This window comes from Streptomyces sp. NPDC021093, from assembly GCF_044333135.1.
In the GTDB taxonomy this organism is placed as follows: Bacteria; Actinomycetota; Actinomycetes; order Streptomycetales; family Streptomycetaceae; genus Streptomyces.
On the sequence record NZ_JBIRQJ010000009.1, the window covers coordinates 44604 to 61632 of the forward strand.

Annotated in this window: 16 protein-coding genes; 13 read left to right on the forward strand and 3 right to left on the reverse strand. The window is 70.7% G+C overall.

Going from position 1 to position 17029, the window contains the following annotated elements; all coding sequences use genetic code 11:
- Window positions 1-196: 196 nt before the first annotated feature.
- The 3 genes from ACH4SP_RS27525 to ACH4SP_RS27535 form a co-directional block, all read right to left on the reverse strand.
- The gene (locus ACH4SP_RS27525; protein WP_398418473.1) at window positions 197-949 is read right to left on the reverse strand and encodes a hypothetical protein; all 753 of its coding nucleotides are present in this window, start codon (window positions 947-949) and stop codon (window positions 197-199) included.
- 230 nt (window positions 950-1179) lie between these two features.
- Window positions 1180-1647: a carboxymuconolactone decarboxylase family protein gene (locus ACH4SP_RS27530; RefSeq protein ID WP_398418475.1), complete on the reverse strand. Its 468-nt coding sequence runs from the start codon at window positions 1645-1647 to the stop codon at window positions 1180-1182.
- A 63-nt stretch (window positions 1648-1710) separates the two neighbouring features.
- Window positions 1711-2190, reverse strand: coding sequence for an RrF2 family transcriptional regulator (locus ACH4SP_RS27535; RefSeq protein WP_398418477.1), 480 nt, complete (start codon window positions 2188-2190; stop codon window positions 1711-1713).
- Between the two features lie 414 nt (window positions 2191-2604).
- On the opposite strand from ACH4SP_RS27535, the gene ACH4SP_RS27540 reads away from it, so the two are divergent.
- The 13 genes from ACH4SP_RS27540 (at window position 2605) to ACH4SP_RS27600 (ending at window position 16986) form a co-directional block, all read left to right on the forward strand.
- Window positions 2605-3696, forward strand: coding sequence for a Gfo/Idh/MocA family oxidoreductase (locus ACH4SP_RS27540; protein WP_398418478.1), 1092 nt, complete (start codon window positions 2605-2607; stop codon window positions 3694-3696).
- Window positions 3693-4835 (forward strand): DegT/DnrJ/EryC1/StrS family aminotransferase, encoded by a 1143-nt coding sequence (locus ACH4SP_RS27545; protein WP_398418480.1) that lies wholly within the window; start codon window positions 3693-3695, stop codon window positions 4833-4835. Before ACH4SP_RS27540 ends, ACH4SP_RS27545 begins: the two co-directional genes overlap by 4 nt.
- Window positions 4832-5971, forward strand: coding sequence for a DegT/DnrJ/EryC1/StrS family aminotransferase (locus ACH4SP_RS27550; RefSeq protein ID WP_398418481.1), 1140 nt, complete (start codon window positions 4832-4834; stop codon window positions 5969-5971). Before ACH4SP_RS27545 ends, ACH4SP_RS27550 begins: the two co-directional genes overlap by 4 nt.
- On the forward strand, window positions 5968-6846 hold the full coding sequence (locus ACH4SP_RS27555; RefSeq protein ID WP_398418482.1) for a sugar phosphate isomerase/epimerase family protein: 879 nt from the start codon (window positions 5968-5970) through the stop codon (window positions 6844-6846). The genes ACH4SP_RS27550 and ACH4SP_RS27555 overlap by 4 nt, the downstream gene beginning before the upstream one ends.
- A complete protein-coding gene (locus ACH4SP_RS27560) occupies window positions 6843-8153 on the forward strand; it encodes a M20/M25/M40 family metallo-hydrolase (RefSeq protein WP_398418484.1) in 1311 nt (436 codons plus the stop codon). Before ACH4SP_RS27555 ends, ACH4SP_RS27560 begins: the two co-directional genes overlap by 4 nt.
- An 11-nt stretch (window positions 8154-8164) precedes the next feature.
- Complete coding sequence (locus tag ACH4SP_RS27565; RefSeq protein WP_398418486.1) at window positions 8165-9268, forward strand: Ldh family oxidoreductase; 1104 nt, start codon at window positions 8165-8167, stop codon at window positions 9266-9268.
- The gene (locus ACH4SP_RS27570; protein WP_398418488.1) at window positions 9265-10611 is read left to right on the forward strand and encodes a Gfo/Idh/MocA family protein; all 1347 of its coding nucleotides are present in this window, start codon (window positions 9265-9267) and stop codon (window positions 10609-10611) included. The genes ACH4SP_RS27565 and ACH4SP_RS27570 overlap by 4 nt, the downstream gene beginning before the upstream one ends.
- On the forward strand, window positions 10608-12296 hold the full coding sequence (locus ACH4SP_RS27575) for an AMP-binding protein (protein ID WP_398418490.1): 1689 nt from the start codon (window positions 10608-10610) through the stop codon (window positions 12294-12296). Before ACH4SP_RS27570 ends, ACH4SP_RS27575 begins: the two co-directional genes overlap by 4 nt.
- Window positions 12293-12568, forward strand: coding sequence for an acyl carrier protein (locus tag ACH4SP_RS27580; protein ID WP_398418492.1), 276 nt, complete (start codon window positions 12293-12295; stop codon window positions 12566-12568). The genes ACH4SP_RS27575 and ACH4SP_RS27580 overlap by 4 nt, the downstream gene beginning before the upstream one ends.
- 5 nt (window positions 12569-12573) lie before the next feature.
- Window positions 12574-13686 carry a transglutaminase domain-containing protein gene (locus tag ACH4SP_RS27585; RefSeq protein ID WP_398418493.1) on the forward strand — a complete coding sequence of 371 codons (1113 nt, stop codon included), beginning with the start codon at window positions 12574-12576 and terminating at the stop codon, window positions 13684-13686.
- Window positions 13683-13907 (forward strand): hypothetical protein, encoded by a 225-nt coding sequence (locus ACH4SP_RS27590; protein WP_398418495.1) that lies wholly within the window; start codon window positions 13683-13685, stop codon window positions 13905-13907. Before ACH4SP_RS27585 ends, ACH4SP_RS27590 begins: the two co-directional genes overlap by 4 nt.
- A gap of 1 nt (window position 13908) precedes the next feature.
- Window positions 13909-15438, forward strand: a complete 1530-nt coding sequence (locus ACH4SP_RS27595; protein ID WP_398418497.1) for a class I adenylate-forming enzyme family protein — start codon at window positions 13909-13911, stop codon at window positions 15436-15438.
- A gap of 75 nt (window positions 15439-15513) precedes the next feature.
- Window positions 15514-16986, forward strand: coding sequence for an MFS transporter (locus ACH4SP_RS27600; protein WP_398418499.1), 1473 nt, complete (start codon window positions 15514-15516; stop codon window positions 16984-16986).
- Window positions 16987-17029 lie beyond the last annotated feature (43 nt).

A 17029-nucleotide genomic window follows, 5' to 3' on the forward strand; every position in this document is an offset into this window, starting at 1 on the left:
GCGACGGTGACGGTGCCGGTGACGGCGGGGATGGTGTGCTTGAGCTGGCGTCGTCGCAGGTAGCGGCGGTTGCGATGCAAGGAGTGCACCTTGTCGCCACACCAGCTCGATCAACACGCCGGCCAAGATCTCAACACTCCCCCGCGCCGGCCACGCACGAGGTCGTGAGGTGGAACGCTGGCCGTGACCCGTTCATTCAGCGCGGGTCAGGGCGTCTCGTGGGCCGCCGTCGGCGCAACCACATGAGGAAGGCTCCGCCGGCCAGAAGAGTGATCAGCGGGATACTGAGTTCGAAGAGTTCCTCCACTGGGCCCAGCGAGACGAAGGTCGTCAGGTAGAGCAGAAACACCACGCCCGCCAGGCCGAAGGACGCCCCAATGGCGATGCCCGTACTGATGTCCCGTCCATGCTGCCGGTTGGGGTCCCGCCTCTCTTGGACCGTGACATCAATGAGGGATGCTTGGCAGGTGAGGCGGGGGGTCGGCCCGTCGGCAAGGACCGAGAAGCAGATCGTCTGTCCTTTGGCGATGAGGCTCGGTGTGATGGTGACTGCGGTGCCTTCCACGGCGGACGTGGGGGTGTGCAGCGAGTCTGGTTCGGAGGTGACGCCCAGGATTTCGACGATGGGGGCCCCGACATCGAGCCGGATGGGCATGCCGTTGTCGAAGTGACTGCTGGCCACGTCCCGGCGGCCGCGGTTCATCAGTCTGACGTCGAGGACATGGGGATGTCGCAAGGTCTGTCCCCCTCGTGTCACTACGAGGTCTCCGACGACGTCTGATGTGTGCAGCAAGCGCGTGGCTGCGGGCATCCAGTAGGCCAGCTGACGTCTGGGGTTCGCGGCCCTCAGGGTCGCCCAGCCTCCGAGGAAGCCGGTGAGGAGACTGGTCAGCACGGTCAGTGCGATCCAGAAATTCTCGGGGTCGGGATCTTGCTCAGCCAGGATCATGGCAGCCTCGCGTCGTGAACGATGCAGGTGAAGAGGTCGAAGCAACCAGTGTCGGGCAGCCTTGCCGGCGGTGAGTGAGTTTTCACCGGAGCGGGGTCGTTGGGTGTTGGCGGTGGTGTTGCAGGAGATTGCTGGAGATTGCTAGGGCTTGCGGTGCTCCTGGGTGAGTTGGTGGACGCGGTGTTCAAGGCGGCGGCCGGTTCGGTCGAGGAGGGGCGCCGTCCGCACGGTCAGCGGAAGGAGCCGGCCACCTGCTTGGTGGCCACGTTGATGCGGTTCCACGCATTGGCTGAGGCGATGGCCATCACCAGGGCCGCCAGGCTCGACTCGTCGAAGTGTTCGGCGGCTTGGCGCCAGATCTCATCCGGCACCCCGTCGGGGTTGTCGGCGATGCGCGTGGCTGCCTCTGCCAGGGCCAGGGCAGCCCGTTCCTGAGGTGTGAAGAACGGCGCGTCGCGCCAGGCCGCGACGGCCCACAGTCGTTCGGTGGTTTCGCCCGCCTTGTCGGCCCGGTACGCGTGCAGATCCACGCAGGTCCCGCACCCGTTGATCTGGCCGGTGCGCAGTCTGACGAGTTCCAGGATGTGCGGGGGAACGCCGCTGTCGTCCAGGAAGCGTTCCATCGCGGCCAGGGCCCGGTAGCCACCGGGTGCCAGCCGGTACACGTTTGCCATTCGAGCCTGCATCAGGTCCTCCACATTCAAGACAGTAAATAGCTAGAATTTGATCGCGACTTGTCCCCACGTGGTGCGCGGGGAGCGCTACGGCTTCGCGAGCTGTTGCCTGGTCAGCTCGGGTGTTCGAGGCTGTCTGCTCTCGACCTGGCCCTTGAGGTCGGCGAGTGTCTGGGCGGCAAGCTCCCGGCGCCAGGCCATCTCCGCCCGGCGCATGGCTTGCGAGGCGACGCAGGCTTCGCGGTAGTTGACGTTCGCACGCCCGCCCGGCCCCTTTCTGGCGATCTCCTGGCAGCGGAAGGCTTCTTGTCGGCCCTCGATCGCGGTCACCACGTCGAGCACGGTGACTTGGCCCGGGTCGCACGCGAGCTTGAACCCGCCTCGCGGGCCGGAGCTGGATATGAGGATCCCGGCGCGGACCAGGGCCTGGAGCTGCTTGTTGAGGTAGGCCGTCGGCAGCTCGTAGAGCGCGGCGAGCTTGGCCGCGGTGACCGCTTCCCCCTGCTCGGCCCAGGTCAGGCTCAGGCAGCTGTGAAGCGCCCACTCGACACCCTCACTCATCTGCATGTTCTGGATATTACACATCCAGGACCGAGTGATCCAGCGGGCGCCGTGCCCATCTGCCCCGTGTGGCACGGCAGTTGTACCTCCAGGGCGGTTCGGCGTACGCACGGAAGGGGGTGCGGCCCCGCTGCGGACGGAGGCACTCCATGTCTCCCGGCGGGGATCCGCGCACCCGATGGAAGTACTCCTGCCCTCCCCCGCCTCCCGACTGCGCCCCCTTTCCTGCCTCTTTGGCTGCATTCAGTGCCCTCCAGGGAAGGGGCGATACCTCCAATGAGGCATGGACACGTACCTCCTGTTCCCTCATACCTTGTGGCCGACCTCACCGAGGTTCATCTTTCAACAGGGCACCGCCAGGCGCCCTTTCATAACGGGGGGGGATTCGTTCGCATGTGCGCCGACGACTCGTCTCGGCCGATGGGGACCTGCCGACAGATCCGGCCACTGGCCGGCGGCCCCCTGCGCACCGTCATCGTGGGGTACGGGCGGGCCGGTCGAGAACTGCACCATGTGGCGATGAACGAGGCGGCCACCACGGCCTCGGCCGGTCTGCACTCCCCCGACGTGATCGCGGTGGACCCCCGTCGGCCCGCCTCGCTGCCGGAACGTACCCACTGGCTGGCAGACGTGCGGGAACTCGCGCGGCACCCCGCGGCCGACATGGACCGGACCGTCTTTCACCTGGCCACCCCGCCGGGCTCCCGACTGCCCGTCCTGCGCGCCCTGTTGGACCTCGGCGCTCGCGCCGTCGTGGTGGAGAAGCCGTTCGCGGCCACCCGCTCCGAGGCACTGGCGATGAGGGCGGCCGCCGCATCGGCCGGTGCGCATCTCGTGCCCGTGGCGGTGTGGCCGTCCAGCACGGTCACCCACCGGTTGAGCAGGGAGCTCGGCGAGATCGGCGAGCTCGGCGTTCTTCAGCGGCTGGTCATGGAACAGAGCAAGCCGCGTCCCCCGCGTGCCGGTGACGGGGGCGTCGGCCACCGCAGTGCGTTCGACATCGAAATGCCGCATCAGCTGCTGCTGGCGCTGCACCTCGCCGGGCCGGTCTCGGACGTCCTCGCTGCGCAGACGGAGCCGTATCCGGGCGGTGACCCGGCCGTGGCCCGGCTCGGTGGCGCCCGGCTGGTCGTACGTCACCGCTCCGGTGTCGTGAGCGAGCTGGTCTCGGACTTCACCGTTTCCCACCGGCGCCGGAGTCTGACGGCCCTGGCCTCCCACGGCTGGGCCAGGGGCGACTACCCCCTCAGTGCCGACGCACGGGAGGGCGTGTTCGAGTCGTCCCGGCAACGGTCCGCCGTGGCGCTGCCCGACCGGCCGCTGACCCGCTTCCTGGCCGATACCTATCGCTACCTCGCGGGCGACACCGGTACCCCGCCCGCCGGTACGGACCTCGATCTCCATGTCCACGCGACCGCCGTACTGGCGCTCGCCGCACGTACGGCAGGCATCGACGACGCACCCCCTGCACCGATGACCACGTCCGAAGCGCATGAGGAGGCCATTGCGTGAGCAGTGAGACGACTGTCCCGTTCTACAGCTGGGCGCGGGCCGCACGACGCGACTGGCCCCGTCTGGAGAAACGGCTCGAATCCGTCTTGCACCGAGGTGAGTTCACCGCGGGGCAGGCGGTCGCCGAACTTGAGGAGGGAATCGCCCGGTACACCGGGGCCGGCTTCGCCGTGGGCTGCAACAACGGCAGCGACGCGTTGGCGATCATGCTCCGGGCGGCGGGCATCGGGCCGGGTGACGAAGTGATCGTCCCCGCGTACACCTTCTTCTCCTCGGCCTCCTCGGTCATCCACGTGGGAGCCGAACCGGTGCTGGTCGACATCCAGCCCGGCTCGTACGCCCTGGATCCGGAGGCGGTCGAGCGGGCGATCACCTCGCGCACCCGGGCCATCATGCCCGTACATCTGTTCAGTCAGATGGCCGACATGGTCGCCCTCACCAAGGTCGCCGCCGACCACGGCCTGACCGTCCTGGAGGACAGCGCGGAGGCCATCGGCATGCGGGTGCAGGGCCGCCATGCGGGGCTCTGGGGGCGTGCCGGTGTCCTCTCCTTCTTTCCGACCAAGACCCTGGGCGCCCTCGGGGACGCGGGCATGCTCCTCACCGACGACGAGGAGTTGGCGCGGAGTGCCCGCATGCTGACCGTGCACGGCCGTAGCCCCGACGGCACTCGCGCACACGAACTCATCGGCTGGAACAGCCGGTTGGACGAGATCCAGGCCTGCGTGCTGCTGACCCGGCTGGAGCGTCTGGAGGAGGAGATCGAACGCCGGGCCGTGCTCGCCGCGCGCTACACCGAGGGGCTGTCGGGGATCGACGAGGTCCAGGTGCCCTGGCTGCGTCCCACCGTCCAGCCCGGAAACCAGGTCTGGTACGTGTACCTCGCCGAGTGCCAACGCCGCGACGAACTGGTCGAGTTCCTGGAGACGCGCGGAGTGGGGACCGAGGTCTACTACCCCCGCCCGCTCACCCAGCAGCCCGTCCTGGCCGGACGTCCTGGCGTACGCCATCCGGTTCCGGTGGCGGAGGCGAGCGCGCGGCGTGCCGTCGGACTGCCGATGTATCCGGATCTCACCGAGGCGCAGGTCGACCATGTCGTCGACGCGGTGCGCGCGTTCTACAGGGGAGCGTCGTCATGAGCCAGGACGTCCGAGTGCCGTACCACGGTTGGTCGGAGCGCACGCGTTCGTGGCGCGGTGATGTGCTCGACGTGGTGGCGGAAGTCAGCCGGAGCGACTCGTTCATCCTCAAGGACAACGTGGCACGGCTGGAGGAACGGATCGCCGCCGAGGCGGGGGTACGGCATGCGATCGCCTGTGCCAGCGGAACCGGTGCGCTGCAGCTGGGGCTGCTCGCGCACGGGATCGGTCCCGGTGACCGGGTGGTCACGCCCGCGTACTCGTTCATCGCGTCCGCCAGCACCATCGCGCTGGCCGGCGCGGAGCCGGTGTTCGCCGACGTGGACGAGGAAACGGCGACGCTCGCACCGGAGTCGGTCGCGGCCGCCCTGCGTGGGGGCGGTCGGCCGGTGCGCGCCCTGCTGCCCGCGCATCTGTTCTGCAACCTCGCGGACATGCGGGCGCTCCGTGCGCTGGCGACGGAGCACGGGACCCTGCTGATCGAGGACAGTGCGGTGGCCCTGGGGGCGACGATCGACGGCCGCCCGGCCGGCAGCGTCGGCGACCTCGGTGTCTACTCCTTCTTCCCCGGCAAGCCGCTGGGCGGCATCGGGGACGGCGGCATCGTCCTCACCGACGACGAGGAGGTGGCCGGCCGGGTGCGGGAACTGCGCAACCACGGCCAGGACCGTGCGGTGCGCTTCCTCTACCACCGGCTCGGTGTCAACTCCCGTATGGACGAGGTGACCGCCGCCTTCCTGCTGCGGCGCCTGGACCGGTTCGCCGGTGTGCTGCGGCGCCGGCGCGAACTGGCGCAGCGCTATCAGGAGCGGCTGCGCCCCTTGGCACCCGCCCTGCGGACACCGCCGGACGGGTTCGGCGAGCGCAGCGTGTACACGTACGCGGTACGGGCCGAGGACCGGGACGCGCTGCGGGCCCACCTGCTGGGGCGGGGCGTGGAGACGATGGTCCACTACCCGCTGCCGCTGCCGCTCCAGCCCGCCTTCCGGCATCTGGGCCACGCCCGTGGCGACTTCCCCGTGGCCGACCGGCTGGCGCGGAGCGTGGTGGCGCTGCCGCTCCACGAGGAGATGGATCTGGAGACGGTGGATCGCATCGCGGCCGAGATCACCCGTTTCTACGGGGGCACCGCGTGAGCGCCGCGAGCACCGTGCCGCAGAAGCTGTGCGGCATCGGGGACGAGGCGGCGGGCGGGCTCGACGACCAGGTGCGCATCCATCGTGAACTCGGCCTGACGGGACTGGAGTTGCGTACGGTCGACGGCCGCTGGATCCACCAGTGGGACGGGGCCGCCGTGGACCGCGCCGGGGTCGCGTTGCGCGCCGCGGGGTTGACCGTCCCCGTGGTGGACACCCCGCTGGGGGGCTGGTCGACCACTGTCGCCACGCCCTTCGCGGACGAGCTGAAGGTGCTGGAGGTCTCCGCCGCGCGGGCGCTGCGCCTCGGCTGCTCCCGACTGCGTGTCATGTCCTACCCGAACGACGGGCGCGGCGACCCGGAATGGCGGCGCGCGGCCCTGGACCGGATGCGCGCGCTGGCTCGGGAGGCCGGGCTGCTGGGCGTCACGCTGCTGCACGAGAACTGCCACGGCTGGGCCTCGCGGAGTACCGAGCGGGTTCTGCGGATGCTGGACCATGTGGCCAGCGACCACCTGCGCCTGCTCTTCGACGCGGGCAACGGTGTCTGGTACGGCTACGAGGGCGCCGACCTGGTCCGCCAGGTGCTGCCCCACGTGGATCACGTACACATCAAGGATGCCGTACGGGGGTCGGACGGCGAGGTGGCCGCCACGGAGCCGGGGGCGGGAGCGGCCGGGCTCGGGGACAGCATCGCGTACCTGACGGCGCACGGGTACGACGGGTGGTACAGCGTCGAACCGCACCTGGTCCACATGCCTCATCTCGCCGTCACCGGTGACAGCGCGGCCCTGGAGTCCTCCTACCGCGCCTATGTGTCCGGCCTGCGCGCGGCGTGGCCGCGCCTTGCCGGGCAGTTGGAGGTGCGCGGATGACGGCGCTCACCGGCACGTTCGGTGCTGCGGACCTCGACCTGCTGCACCGCCTGATGGACATTCCCTCGGTCTCGCCGCTGGAGGGCGGCGAACCGAAGCAGACGGTGCTGGCCCAGGAGCTCTTCGCCCGCGAGGCGCAGGCTCGTGGCTTTCGGCTGCTGCTCGCCGACGCACCCGGCACCGAGGTCCTTGAGGGGACTCAAGTCCCTTGTGCGGTAAGGGAGTTCTTCGGAGAGAAGCCGGGTCTGCTGGCCACCCAGCCCTCCGTGGTCGTCGCGGCGGGCGCGGTGCGGGCCCCCGCGGAGCGGCGCATCGTCATCAACTTCCACATGGACACCGTCGGACCGCACGTGCCGCCCCGGCTGGCGGACGGCGTGCTGTACGGGCGCGGGGCCGTCGACGACAAGGGCCCCGGGGTCGCCGCGCTGGCCGGGGTGGCCGCCGCCTTCGCGCAGGAACCCGCTCTCGCCGACTCCGTCGAGGTGCGGGTGTGCTCGGTCCCCGGTGAGGAGGGCGGGGCCATGGGCTCCTTCGGCACCCGCTGGCTGACCTCGCTCGGGCACGTGGGGCGGCTGATGCTGTTCGCCGAGCCCACCGGCCGGACGTTCCTGGACTCCTCGACCGCCACGATGACGCTGTGCGTCACCGTGGACGGCGAGGACTCGACGGACGACCACCCGGAACAGGGGCACAACGCCACCGTCGCGCTCGGCTTCCTCGCCACTCGTCTGGCCGAGGATCTGGGCGGAGGTTCCGCCGCCGACGGCGCCCGGGTGACGATCGCGGGGCTGCACACCGGCACCGCGCACAACCGCGTCTACGGCTCCGGCCGGCTGCTGCTCAACATCGCCTACCCGGACGCGGCCACCGGTGCCCGGATGCAGCGGCGGGTCGGCGAGGTGCTCGCCGCCGCGCGGGCGGCGTTCCGTGCCGGGCACGGAGCCAATCCGCTGACACGGCGGCTGGCGGACGACTGGGACCGCGTCGTACGCACCGACTGGCTCAAGCAGGGCCTGCCGACGCTGGCCAACCGGGATCCGGCGATGGAGGCCGTCCTGCGGGACGCGGGGCTGCGCAGGCACTCCCCGCACACCGACGGGGCGCCGTTCACCTGCGACGCGATCTGGGCCGGCGGACCGGACCGCTACGTCGCGGTCTGCGGTCCCGGACGGCTGGACCGCAACGGGGCGCACACGGACCGCGAGTTCGTGTCGCTCGCCGACCTCGATTCCTATGCCGAAGCCGTGTGCCGCACCGTCCTGCGGTTCGCCGACACCGCCCACCCGCCAAGCCACACGTCCTCCTGAAGGAGAAAGTGATGACTGCCCTCATCGGTGTGCAGCAACTGCACGCCGGCTGTGAGTCGATCCTGCGGGCCTGCGGACTGACCGAGTCAGCCGCATCGACCGCAGCCGACATCCTGGTGTACGCGGAGACCCGCGGGTATCCGACGCACGGTCTGAACCAGCTCGTCAACTCCTACGTCCCTGGCCTGCGCAGCGGGCGCATCGACCCGTCGGCCAAGCTTGAGGTGGTCCGGCGCACCGGCGTGGCGGTGGCCGCGGACGGCAACCGCGGCCTCGGTCTGGTCGGCGCCGCCGAGGCGATGGACCTCGCGTGCGAGATCGCCGCCGAGTCGGGCGTGGGTTTCGTGACCGTACGCAACAGCACTCACTTCGGAGCCACCGGGGCGTACGCCCATCGGGCTGCCCAGGCCGGAATGATCGGCCTGGCGATGACCAACTGCGGCCGTCAGGGCGTGGTTCCGCCGTTGGGCGGCACGGTCAGGATGCTCGGCACCAACCCGCTGGGGGCGGCGGTGCCCGGAGGTGAACGGGCCCCCTTCGTGCTGGACATGAGCACCACGGTCGCGGCCACGGGCAAGGTCAACCAGGCCCGCAAGCGGGGTGAGCAGGTTCCGCCGGGATGGCTGATACGGCCGGACGGAACCTCCACCACCCACCCCGAGGAGTACGCGCAGGGCACCGCCGACGTGCTGTGGCTCGGCGGCCTGCACGGGACCGGAGGCGCCAAGGGCTTCGGGCTCGGGCTGCTGGTGGACCTGCTGTGCGGTCCGCTCGCCGGTGCGGGGCACGGGCCGCACCCGGCGGCCTTCGACGGGCCGCAGGACGACGACGACATCGGCCATGTGCTCATCGCGGTGTCCCCGGAGGCGTTCGGCGTCCGTGCCGATTTCGAGAACCGTGTGGACGAACTGCTCGGCACGGTTCTCGCCTGCCCGCCGGCCGGCTATGTGGACCGTGTGGCCTACCCCGGCCTGCCCGAGGCCGAGCGCGCCACCGCCGCCGAGGCGGACGGCGTCGCCGTCGCGGAGGGCATCGTCACCGAACTGGCGCAGATCACCGGGGAGTTGTCCCTCGCGGCGCTGCCCTTCCGTACCTCCCCGGGTGGCCGGGGATGACCTCCATGCGTCTGGGCGTGATCGGTCTCGGCAGCATCGCCCCCTTCTTCCTGGAGGCGGTGGCGGCCGACGCCGCCTGGGACCTCACGGCTGTGTGCGACCTCGACCGGGACAAGCTGGCAGCGTTCGCCGAGCGGGGCGTGGGCGTGCACACCTCGTACGAGGAACTGCTGGACTCCGGGACTGTCGACGCGGTGGTCATCACCCTGCCGAACGATCTCCACGCGCCCGTCATCGAGGCGGCGCTGGAGCGGCGCGTGCACGTGTGCTGCGAGAAGCCGCTCACCGTCGCCCTCGCTGACGCCCGCAGGCTTCAGCAGGTTTCCCGGCGTACCGGTGCGGCCCTCTTCACCGCCTTCCACCGCCGCTACAACCGCCATGTCCGCGACCTCCGGGAGCAGTTGCCGTCGGCCTCGCACATCGCGTCGGTGCGGCTGCGGTACCACGAGAAGATCGAGGAGCACATGGGCTCCGACCAGTGGTACCTGGACGTCGCCCGCTGCGGTGGCGGCAGCGTCATCGACAACGGCCCCAACGCGCTCGACACCGCCCGCTTCCTCCTCGGCGACCTGGTCCTGGAGGACGCCACCATCGGGAACCTGCGTTCCGGTGTGGAGTACTGGGGGGACCTCCGGCTGCGTGCCGTCGACGGCGGTGTGCCCGTGACCGTGGAGCTCGACTGGGCCCTGCCCGAGGGCGAGACCAAGGACGTCACGGTGCGTCTGAAGGACGGCGGCGTGCTCTCCGCGGACATGCTGGCGGGCTACACCGCGTTCAAGTCCTCCCTGTCCCACGAATACCGGGGGATCCTCCGGGAGTTCCGGAGCTCCGTCGCTCGCGGCGGAGCGCACGGGGACGACGGGAGCGCGATCGTCGCCCTCGTCGAGGAGGCGTACCGCACGGCCCGCCGCAAGGAGAAGCGTCCGCGCATGGCGGACCCGAGCAAGGGCCCGTTCGCCGGGCGGATGGTCAAGCTGATGTACCACTCGCGCGACGACCGCGGGATGCACCTGTCCCCGTGGGGTTCGCGCTGTGTCTCCGCCGGGGCCGTCCACGAGCTCGTGACCACTTTCGAGTCACCGCGGCGGACCGGCGAGAAGGTGGACCGGGTCGGGTTCCTGGGCTTCGCGGCCTTCGACGAGCCCGGCGTCATCGAACGGGGCGACGCGTTCTGCGTGGACGGCCGGGTCGTCGGCACCGTCGTCGGCTTCGACGAATGCCACGCGCCCAATCACTACAACGTTCTCATCGCCGCCGGGCGGCAACTGACCGCCACGGAACTGGGTCTGAGCGTCGGAACCCGGATCGAATTCAGGGAGAACACGGAGTTGGAGCCGTCATGACACAGTCGTTGTGGACCGATCTGACCGGAGTGGTGCGGCCGGAGACCGTGCTGCACACTCCGCTCCGCGACGCCACCCACCATCCCTTCGAGCGGGTGCTCGGCGACGCGGAACGCACGGCAGGCACTCTGCTGAGCGCGCTGCGGCAGCCGGTCAGACCCCGGATCGGCCTGCTCATGGCCAACGGTGAGCCGTGGGTCCGCGGCCTGCTGGCCGCCGCACGGCTGGGCGGTGCGGCCGTGCCCATCGCGCTGCCGGTGGCCTTCCCGGGTTTCGACACCTATCAGGCGCACATCCGCCGGATCGCCGACGACGCCGCCCTCGACGCCGTCCTGGTGGACGACACCACGGCCCGCATCGCCACTCGGCTGCAGGCCGCGTTGCCCGCGCTGCCGTTCGTGAACATCACCGAACGGCCCACCGGCCCGGTGCCCCGGGACCTCGGGGACTCCGGTGACAGCGGTGACCTCGCGGTGATCCAGTACACCTCGGGCAGTACGTCCGCGCCGAAGGGCGTGGCGCTGTCCCACGCCAACGTGCGGGCGGGCCTGGCGTCGCTGGCGGACGGCGTCGACTGGAGCACCGAGGACGACGTGATGGGCCAGTGGGTTCCGCTCTTCCACGACATGGGTCTGTTCCTCATGCTGAGCGCGTTCGCCCGGGGCTCGTCCGTCTGTCTGTGGCGTCCCTCGGACTTCGTACGCGACACCAGGAAGTGGCTGGTCAGCTTCTCGGCGTCGGCGGCCACCGCGATGCCCGCTCCCAACTTCGCGTTCGACTACATGGTCGACGCCGTTGCCGAGGGGGCGCCCGAAGGTCTTGACCTGTCGAAGTGGCGGGTGGCGTACAACGCGGCCGAGCCGGTCCAGCAGCGCACCGTCGACCGGTTCGAGGCGGCGTTCACGCCCTTCGGTTTCCGGCCGCAGACCATGCTTCCCGCGTACGGGATGGCCGAGGCGACGCTGGTGGCCACCTACGCGGACCTGCACAGCCGCCCCAGGACCCTGCGGGTCGACCGGTACGCGCTCGGTCTCGGCGAGACGGTCAGGCCGGTCGCCGCACAGGCTGCAGAGGCGCGCCCGGTGGTGTGCGTCGGGAAGGCGGTCCCGGGCCTGGAGGTCCGGGTCGGCGACGGTGACCTGCCGCTGGCCGACGGGGTCGTCGGAGAGATCCAGCTGCACGGTCCCGCGGTCATGCGGGGATACCTCAACCTGCCTGAGGCGGAGCAACCGTTCACCGGCGACGGATGGCTGCGCACCGGTGACCTCGCGTTCGCCCTGGACGACGAGTTCTACATCGTCGGCCGGCTCAAGGACATGATCGTCATCCGCGGTCAGAACTACTACCCGGAGGACGTCGAGGAGATCGTCCGGCAGATCCCCGGCGTCGACCGCAGGCACTGCGCGGCCCTCGGTCTGACCGGAGCGGGCGAGGGCGACGAGCGGATCGCCGTCATGTTCGAGACGTCCCTCGACACGGACGAGGCCGCACAGCTGGTGGCCCGGATCCGGACGGAGATCGTGGACCGGCTGGGCTTCGACAACATCGAGGTCGTCCCCGTCGCTCCCCGGTCCATCCCGTTCACCAGCTCCGGAAAGGTGAAGCGGCAGCAGGCCCGGCAGATGTACGTGCAAAGCCAGATCACAGGTCCTCAGCGTGCGGGCATCGAAGGAGCACAGGCATGAACCCACAGACCGATCGGACGGACACCGGCCGGCTCACGGAGGTCGAGCAGGCCGTGGTCACCGCCCTGGCCGAGGTGCTGGGCGTCGAAACCGCGGACATCGACGTCGAGGCACCGCTGAAGGGGCTGCCGGGCATGGAGTCCGTCAAGCTGCTGCGCGTCGTAGTGCGGGTCGAGGAGGTGTGCGGCATCGCGGTGCCGGACGAGGTCCTGTACGAATCGGGTACGGCACGCGAGCTGGCCCGCAATATCGTCCAGCCGGTGGAGGGCTGACAGCCATGGCCGCCACACGGGCAGCCGGGACGCTGACGGGCACGGGCTTTCGCCCCGTTCCCGGGGACCTGGCCAGCTACGACACCGACCTTGAGGACGCCGCGGTCCATCTGGGCATCGCGGCCGACCGACTGGCGCCGCTCGCGGCGTCGGACCTGCCGCACGTGCGGGACCCCGGGCGCGGCACCCTGTTCGACTACACGGATCTGACCAACGCGGCCTACTTCTCGGGCAGCGGGACCTCCGTGCCCGAACTCGCCTGGCGGTTCCTGCTGCGCTTCGGCCAGTCGGCGCCGAGCACCTGGTACCGGCCGCAGACCTGGGACGTCACCGTGCAGCCGCCCCAGACGAGCCGCCGGGTGGCCAGGGAGCTGGGACCGCTGTGCCTGGCGGTGCCGGACTCCGGCGCCGACGGGGTGGAGCTTCTCGACGTACTGGAGACGCCGGGCGGTACGGACGCGAGCGCGCCGGGCGGTACGGACGCGGCAACCCCGAGCCTGGCGGGCGCGGCAACCCCGGGCCATGCGGGCGCGGCAACCCCGGGCCATGCGGGCGCGGTAACCCCGGGCCTGGCGGACCGGGGTTACCAGGACAGCGGGTACCGCGTCGTGGTGCGGCTGTCCGGTACCGAGGACCAGGCCCGTGACCCGCGTGTCCGGTCGGCCTACGACCGCGTCCTCGACGCGCTGGGCAGCGGGGCCGTCGCGTACCAGGCCGTCGCCGAGGCCCTGCGCGCGGACCCGGAGCGGGCGTGGGAACTGGGCATGGCCGACTGCGTGGTGGCCAGCCGGCTGATCGCCGCGCAGCTGCGCGCGGCCGGGCTGACCGCGCGGACCCGGCGGGGATACATCCTCGGGCTCGTCGGCGGTGACCACACCTGGTGCGAGGTGGAGGAGGACGGACGCTGGAAGGTCCTCGATCCGGTCTTCGCCCATCTGATCGGCCGGACCGGCGCGGACGACTCGTTCCGCGAAGCCTGCCGCGGCGGGCGTTTCAACAGGCTGCTGCCCTGCGCCGTGGACGACGCGGCCCCGTTGATCATCCGTGCGGACGGCGAGCCGGTGCCGCTCTGGGCGCTGGCCGGTGTCAGCGCACGACCCTGGAAGGAACGCATGTGAACGCACGCGAACTGGTGGCGGGCTGCCTGGACAACCCGCTGATGCTGGAACGGGTCGGTGACGCGGACGAGTTCCACACCGCGGGCATCAACTCGGGCGAGGTGATCCGTATCGCACTGCGCTGCGAGGAGGAGGCCGGGCGTCCGCTCGACGACGACGAGCTCGCCCTGACCAACACCCTGAAGGGCATCGATCAGCTGCTGGCGAAGGAGGCCGGCTGACATGTGGCTCGAACGCATCCTCACCCGTCAGGTCGCGCTGGCCCCCGACGCGGTCGCCCTGCGCGACGCCCACCGGGAACTGACCTGGCGTCAGCTGCAGGCGGAAGTGCACGCCCTGGCCGGCCGGATCGTCCGCCAGGTGTCCGAGGGTGCCCGTGTGCTGACGATGAGCCAGAACCGCCTGGAGGTCCTGGTCACCTACCTTGCCTGCGCCGCGGCCAACACGGTGGTGGTCCCGGTGAACGCCGATCTCGCCGACTCCGAGGTCTCGTACATCCTGGACTACGTCGAACCAGAGCTGGCCATCGCCCAGAGGACGAGCGTCGGGCGCCTCGCCGGGCTCGCCCCGGCCCTGGAGACATGGCCGATCGAGGACGTGCCGGACGCCGTCGCCGGGTGGGACGGCACTCCGCGGCTGCGCCCGGCGGGGCTCGACGACGCCTTCGCCATCCTGCACACCTCGGCGACCACGGGGCATCCCAAGGGCGTGCTGACCACGCACCGTTCCCTCCAGGCGCAGGCGATGTCCTGGCTCGGGGACGTCCGGCCGCCGACGGGCACGGTGTATCTGAACGCCAGCCCGCTCTTCCACGGCAGCATGGTCATCGCGCTGGACTACCTCGCCGCCGGCGGCACCGTCTGTGTGCTCGACCGGTTCACGCCGCAGTCGTGTCTGAGGGCGCTGGAAGAGTGGCGGGTCGCGCACGTCCTGATGGTGCCGAGCATGATCCGGCTGCTGGTGCAGACGAAGGCCCTTCAGACCGCGGACCTCAGCAGTGTCGACCTGATCATCCACACCGCCGAGCCCATGCCGGAGAGCCTGCACAACCTGGCGGTGGCCAGGCTCGGGCGGCCGCTGCTCAACACGTACGGACTCACCGAAGGCGGTGGACCGGTCGTCACCAGCCGCTCCGGCAGGCTCTCCGAGCCTCCCCGGCACGCCGGTGCCCGGTGCGCCGGCGTGGCCATGCTGGGCGTGGACGCCGAGGTCCGCACCAAGGACGGCCGGCCCGCCGGGGTCGGCGAGGTGGGCGAGATCTGCCTGCGCGGAGAAGGCACGATGCGCGAGTACTGGCGCCGCCCCGAGGCCACGGCGGAGACGCTCAGGGACGGCTGGCTGCACACCGGCGACCTGGGCTACGTGGAGGAGGACGGACGGCTCTGGACCGTCGACCGTCGGACCGACCTGATCCTGCGCGGCGGGCAGAACGTGTACCCCGCCGAGATCGAACGGGTGCTGCGGCTCTCCTCGAACGTCACCGACGTGGCGGTGGTCGCCGCGCCGTCCGAGGCCTGGGGGCACACCCCCTGGGCATTCGTGCAGCCCGTCGACGCCGACTCCTTCGACGAGCAGGAACTCCTCGGCCTGGCAGTCCGCGAGCTCGCCAGCTACAAGCGGCCCAGCAGGTTCCTGCCGGTCGAGCACATTCCGCGCAACCCGGCGGGCAAACTGCTGCGCCGTCAGATGCGCGACCGGGCCGCGGCGATCCTCGCCGAGGAGACGGGCCGGAAGGCGGCGACGCCCGTGTAACGACTCCACCACCGGGTCTCCCCCGTCCCCCGCAGACCACCCCCCTAGACCCCTACGTTCCACCAGGAGAGATTCATGTCAGAAAGGGTTACGTCGCCGTCGACGTCCCCCTCGTCAACGGCTGACGCGGACAAGTCCGCCAGCCGCGCCGTGGCCCTCGTGCTCACCGCGGCGTTCATGGTGCTGGCCGATGTGTCCATCGTGAACACCGCCGCGCCCGCGATCCAGGACGACCTGGGAGCCAGCCTCGCGGACATCCAGCTCATCGTCGCCGGCTACCAGATCGGGTACGCGACGCTCCTCGTCACCGGCGGCAGGCTCGGCGACCTCGCCGGGCGCAGGGCGATCTTCAGCACCGGGCTGTTACTTTTCACCCTCGCCTCGCTGGCCTGCGGTCTGGCTCCGACGCCCGAGCTGCTGATCGGCGCCCGCGTCGTCCAGGGGCTCAGCGCGGGACTGCTCTACCCCCAGGTGCTCGCCACCATTCAGACGGTGCTGTCGCCGGAGCGCAGGGCCGGCGGTTTCGCCGCCCTGGGCGCCGTCATCAGTATGGGAACCATCGCGGGCCCGGTCCTCGCGGGTGTGCTGATCTCCCTGGACATCGCGGGTTCCAGCTGGCGCGCCGTGTTCCTGATCAACGTTCCCATCGGGCTGGTCGCCCTGGTGCTGGCGCAGAAGCTGGTGCCCGTGGCCCGCAACGAGAACGCCGGAAGGACCAGTGTCTCCAGCGCCCTCCTGCTCAGCGCCCTGCTCGTGGCGCTGATGACGCCGCTCACCGTCGGACGGGACCACGGCTGGCCGCTCTGGTCCTGGCTCCTGCTGGCCGCGACCGTGCCGCTGGCCTGGGGCTTCCTGGTCCAGCAGGGACGGATCGCCAAGCGCGGGAACACACCGCTGCTGCCCCCGGGACTGTGGCGGGACCGGGTCTTCCGGCTCGGCGTGACGCTGTACTTCGTCTTCTTCAGCGCCCTGTACTCCTTCTTCCTGTACTTCTCCTACCTCCTGCAGTACGGCCTGGGAGAGTCCGCGTTGGAGGCCGGGCTGTCGATGGTCACGTACTCCGTCGGTTCCTTCATCACCTCGACCCGGTCGAAGGGGCTGATCGCGCGGCACGGCGGCCGGAAGGTGGCGCTCTGGGGAGCGCTGGCGTCCGCGGCCGGCAGTGCTCTCATGATCATCCCGGTGCTGCTCGTCCACGACTGGACGCTGTCGCTGTGGATCATTCCGCCGATCTTCGTGACCGGTTGCGGCCTGGGACTCGTGCTGGCTCCGCTGCTGTCGACGGTGCTGGCCGGTATCCAGTCGTCGGAGGCCGGTGCCGCGTCGGGGCTGCTGTCCACGGGCCAGCAGGTCGGCGGCGCCGTGGGCATCGCGGTCATCGGTATGGCGGTGCTCGGCGCGATTCCCGGCGACAGCCTGGAGGAGGCGACCGCCGGACAGCTCGGCAACGGGTTCTCGGTGGGTCTTGTCGTCATGGTCGCGGTGTTCCTGGTGTCCGCGGCCCTGATCGCCAAGTTGCCCAAGCCCGGCCAGAGCAAGGCCGGCTGACCGGATGACCACGGGGGGCCGCCGGCGTTCGAGGGGACCAGCG

What these genes read in the sequence shown, in the direction of transcription:
- ACH4SP_RS27600 (WP_398418499.1), top strand. Translation starts at nt 15,514, where the DNA reads ATGTCAGAAAGGGTTACGTCGCCGTCGACGTCCCCCTCGTCAACGGCT.
- ACH4SP_RS27570 (WP_398418488.1), top strand. Translation starts at nt 9,265, where the DNA reads ATGACCTCCATGCGTCTGGGCGTGATCGGTCTCGGCAGCATCGCCCCC.
- ACH4SP_RS27525 (WP_398418473.1), bottom strand. Translation starts at nt 949, where the DNA reads ATGATCCTGGCTGAGCAAGATCCCGACCCCGAGAATTTCTGGATCGCA.
- ACH4SP_RS27560 (WP_398418484.1), top strand. Translation starts at nt 6,843, where the DNA reads ATGACGGCGCTCACCGGCACGTTCGGTGCTGCGGACCTCGACCTGCTG.
- ACH4SP_RS27575 (WP_398418490.1), top strand. Translation starts at nt 10,608, where the DNA reads ATGACACAGTCGTTGTGGACCGATCTGACCGGAGTGGTGCGGCCGGAG.
- ACH4SP_RS27550 (WP_398418481.1), top strand. Translation starts at nt 4,832, where the DNA reads ATGAGCCAGGACGTCCGAGTGCCGTACCACGGTTGGTCGGAGCGCACG.
- ACH4SP_RS27595 (WP_398418497.1), top strand. Translation starts at nt 13,909, where the DNA reads ATGTGGCTCGAACGCATCCTCACCCGTCAGGTCGCGCTGGCCCCCGAC.
- ACH4SP_RS27565 (WP_398418486.1), top strand. Translation starts at nt 8,165, where the DNA reads ATGACTGCCCTCATCGGTGTGCAGCAACTGCACGCCGGCTGTGAGTCG.
- ACH4SP_RS27535 (WP_398418477.1), bottom strand. Translation starts at nt 2,190, where the DNA reads ATGCAGATGAGTGAGGGTGTCGAGTGGGCGCTTCACAGCTGCCTGAGC.
- ACH4SP_RS27580 (WP_398418492.1), top strand. Translation starts at nt 12,293, where the DNA reads ATGAACCCACAGACCGATCGGACGGACACCGGCCGGCTCACGGAGGTC.
- ACH4SP_RS27540 (WP_398418478.1), top strand. Translation starts at nt 2,605, where the DNA reads ATGGGGACCTGCCGACAGATCCGGCCACTGGCCGGCGGCCCCCTGCGC.
- ACH4SP_RS27585 (WP_398418493.1), top strand. Translation starts at nt 12,574, where the DNA reads ATGGCCGCCACACGGGCAGCCGGGACGCTGACGGGCACGGGCTTTCGC.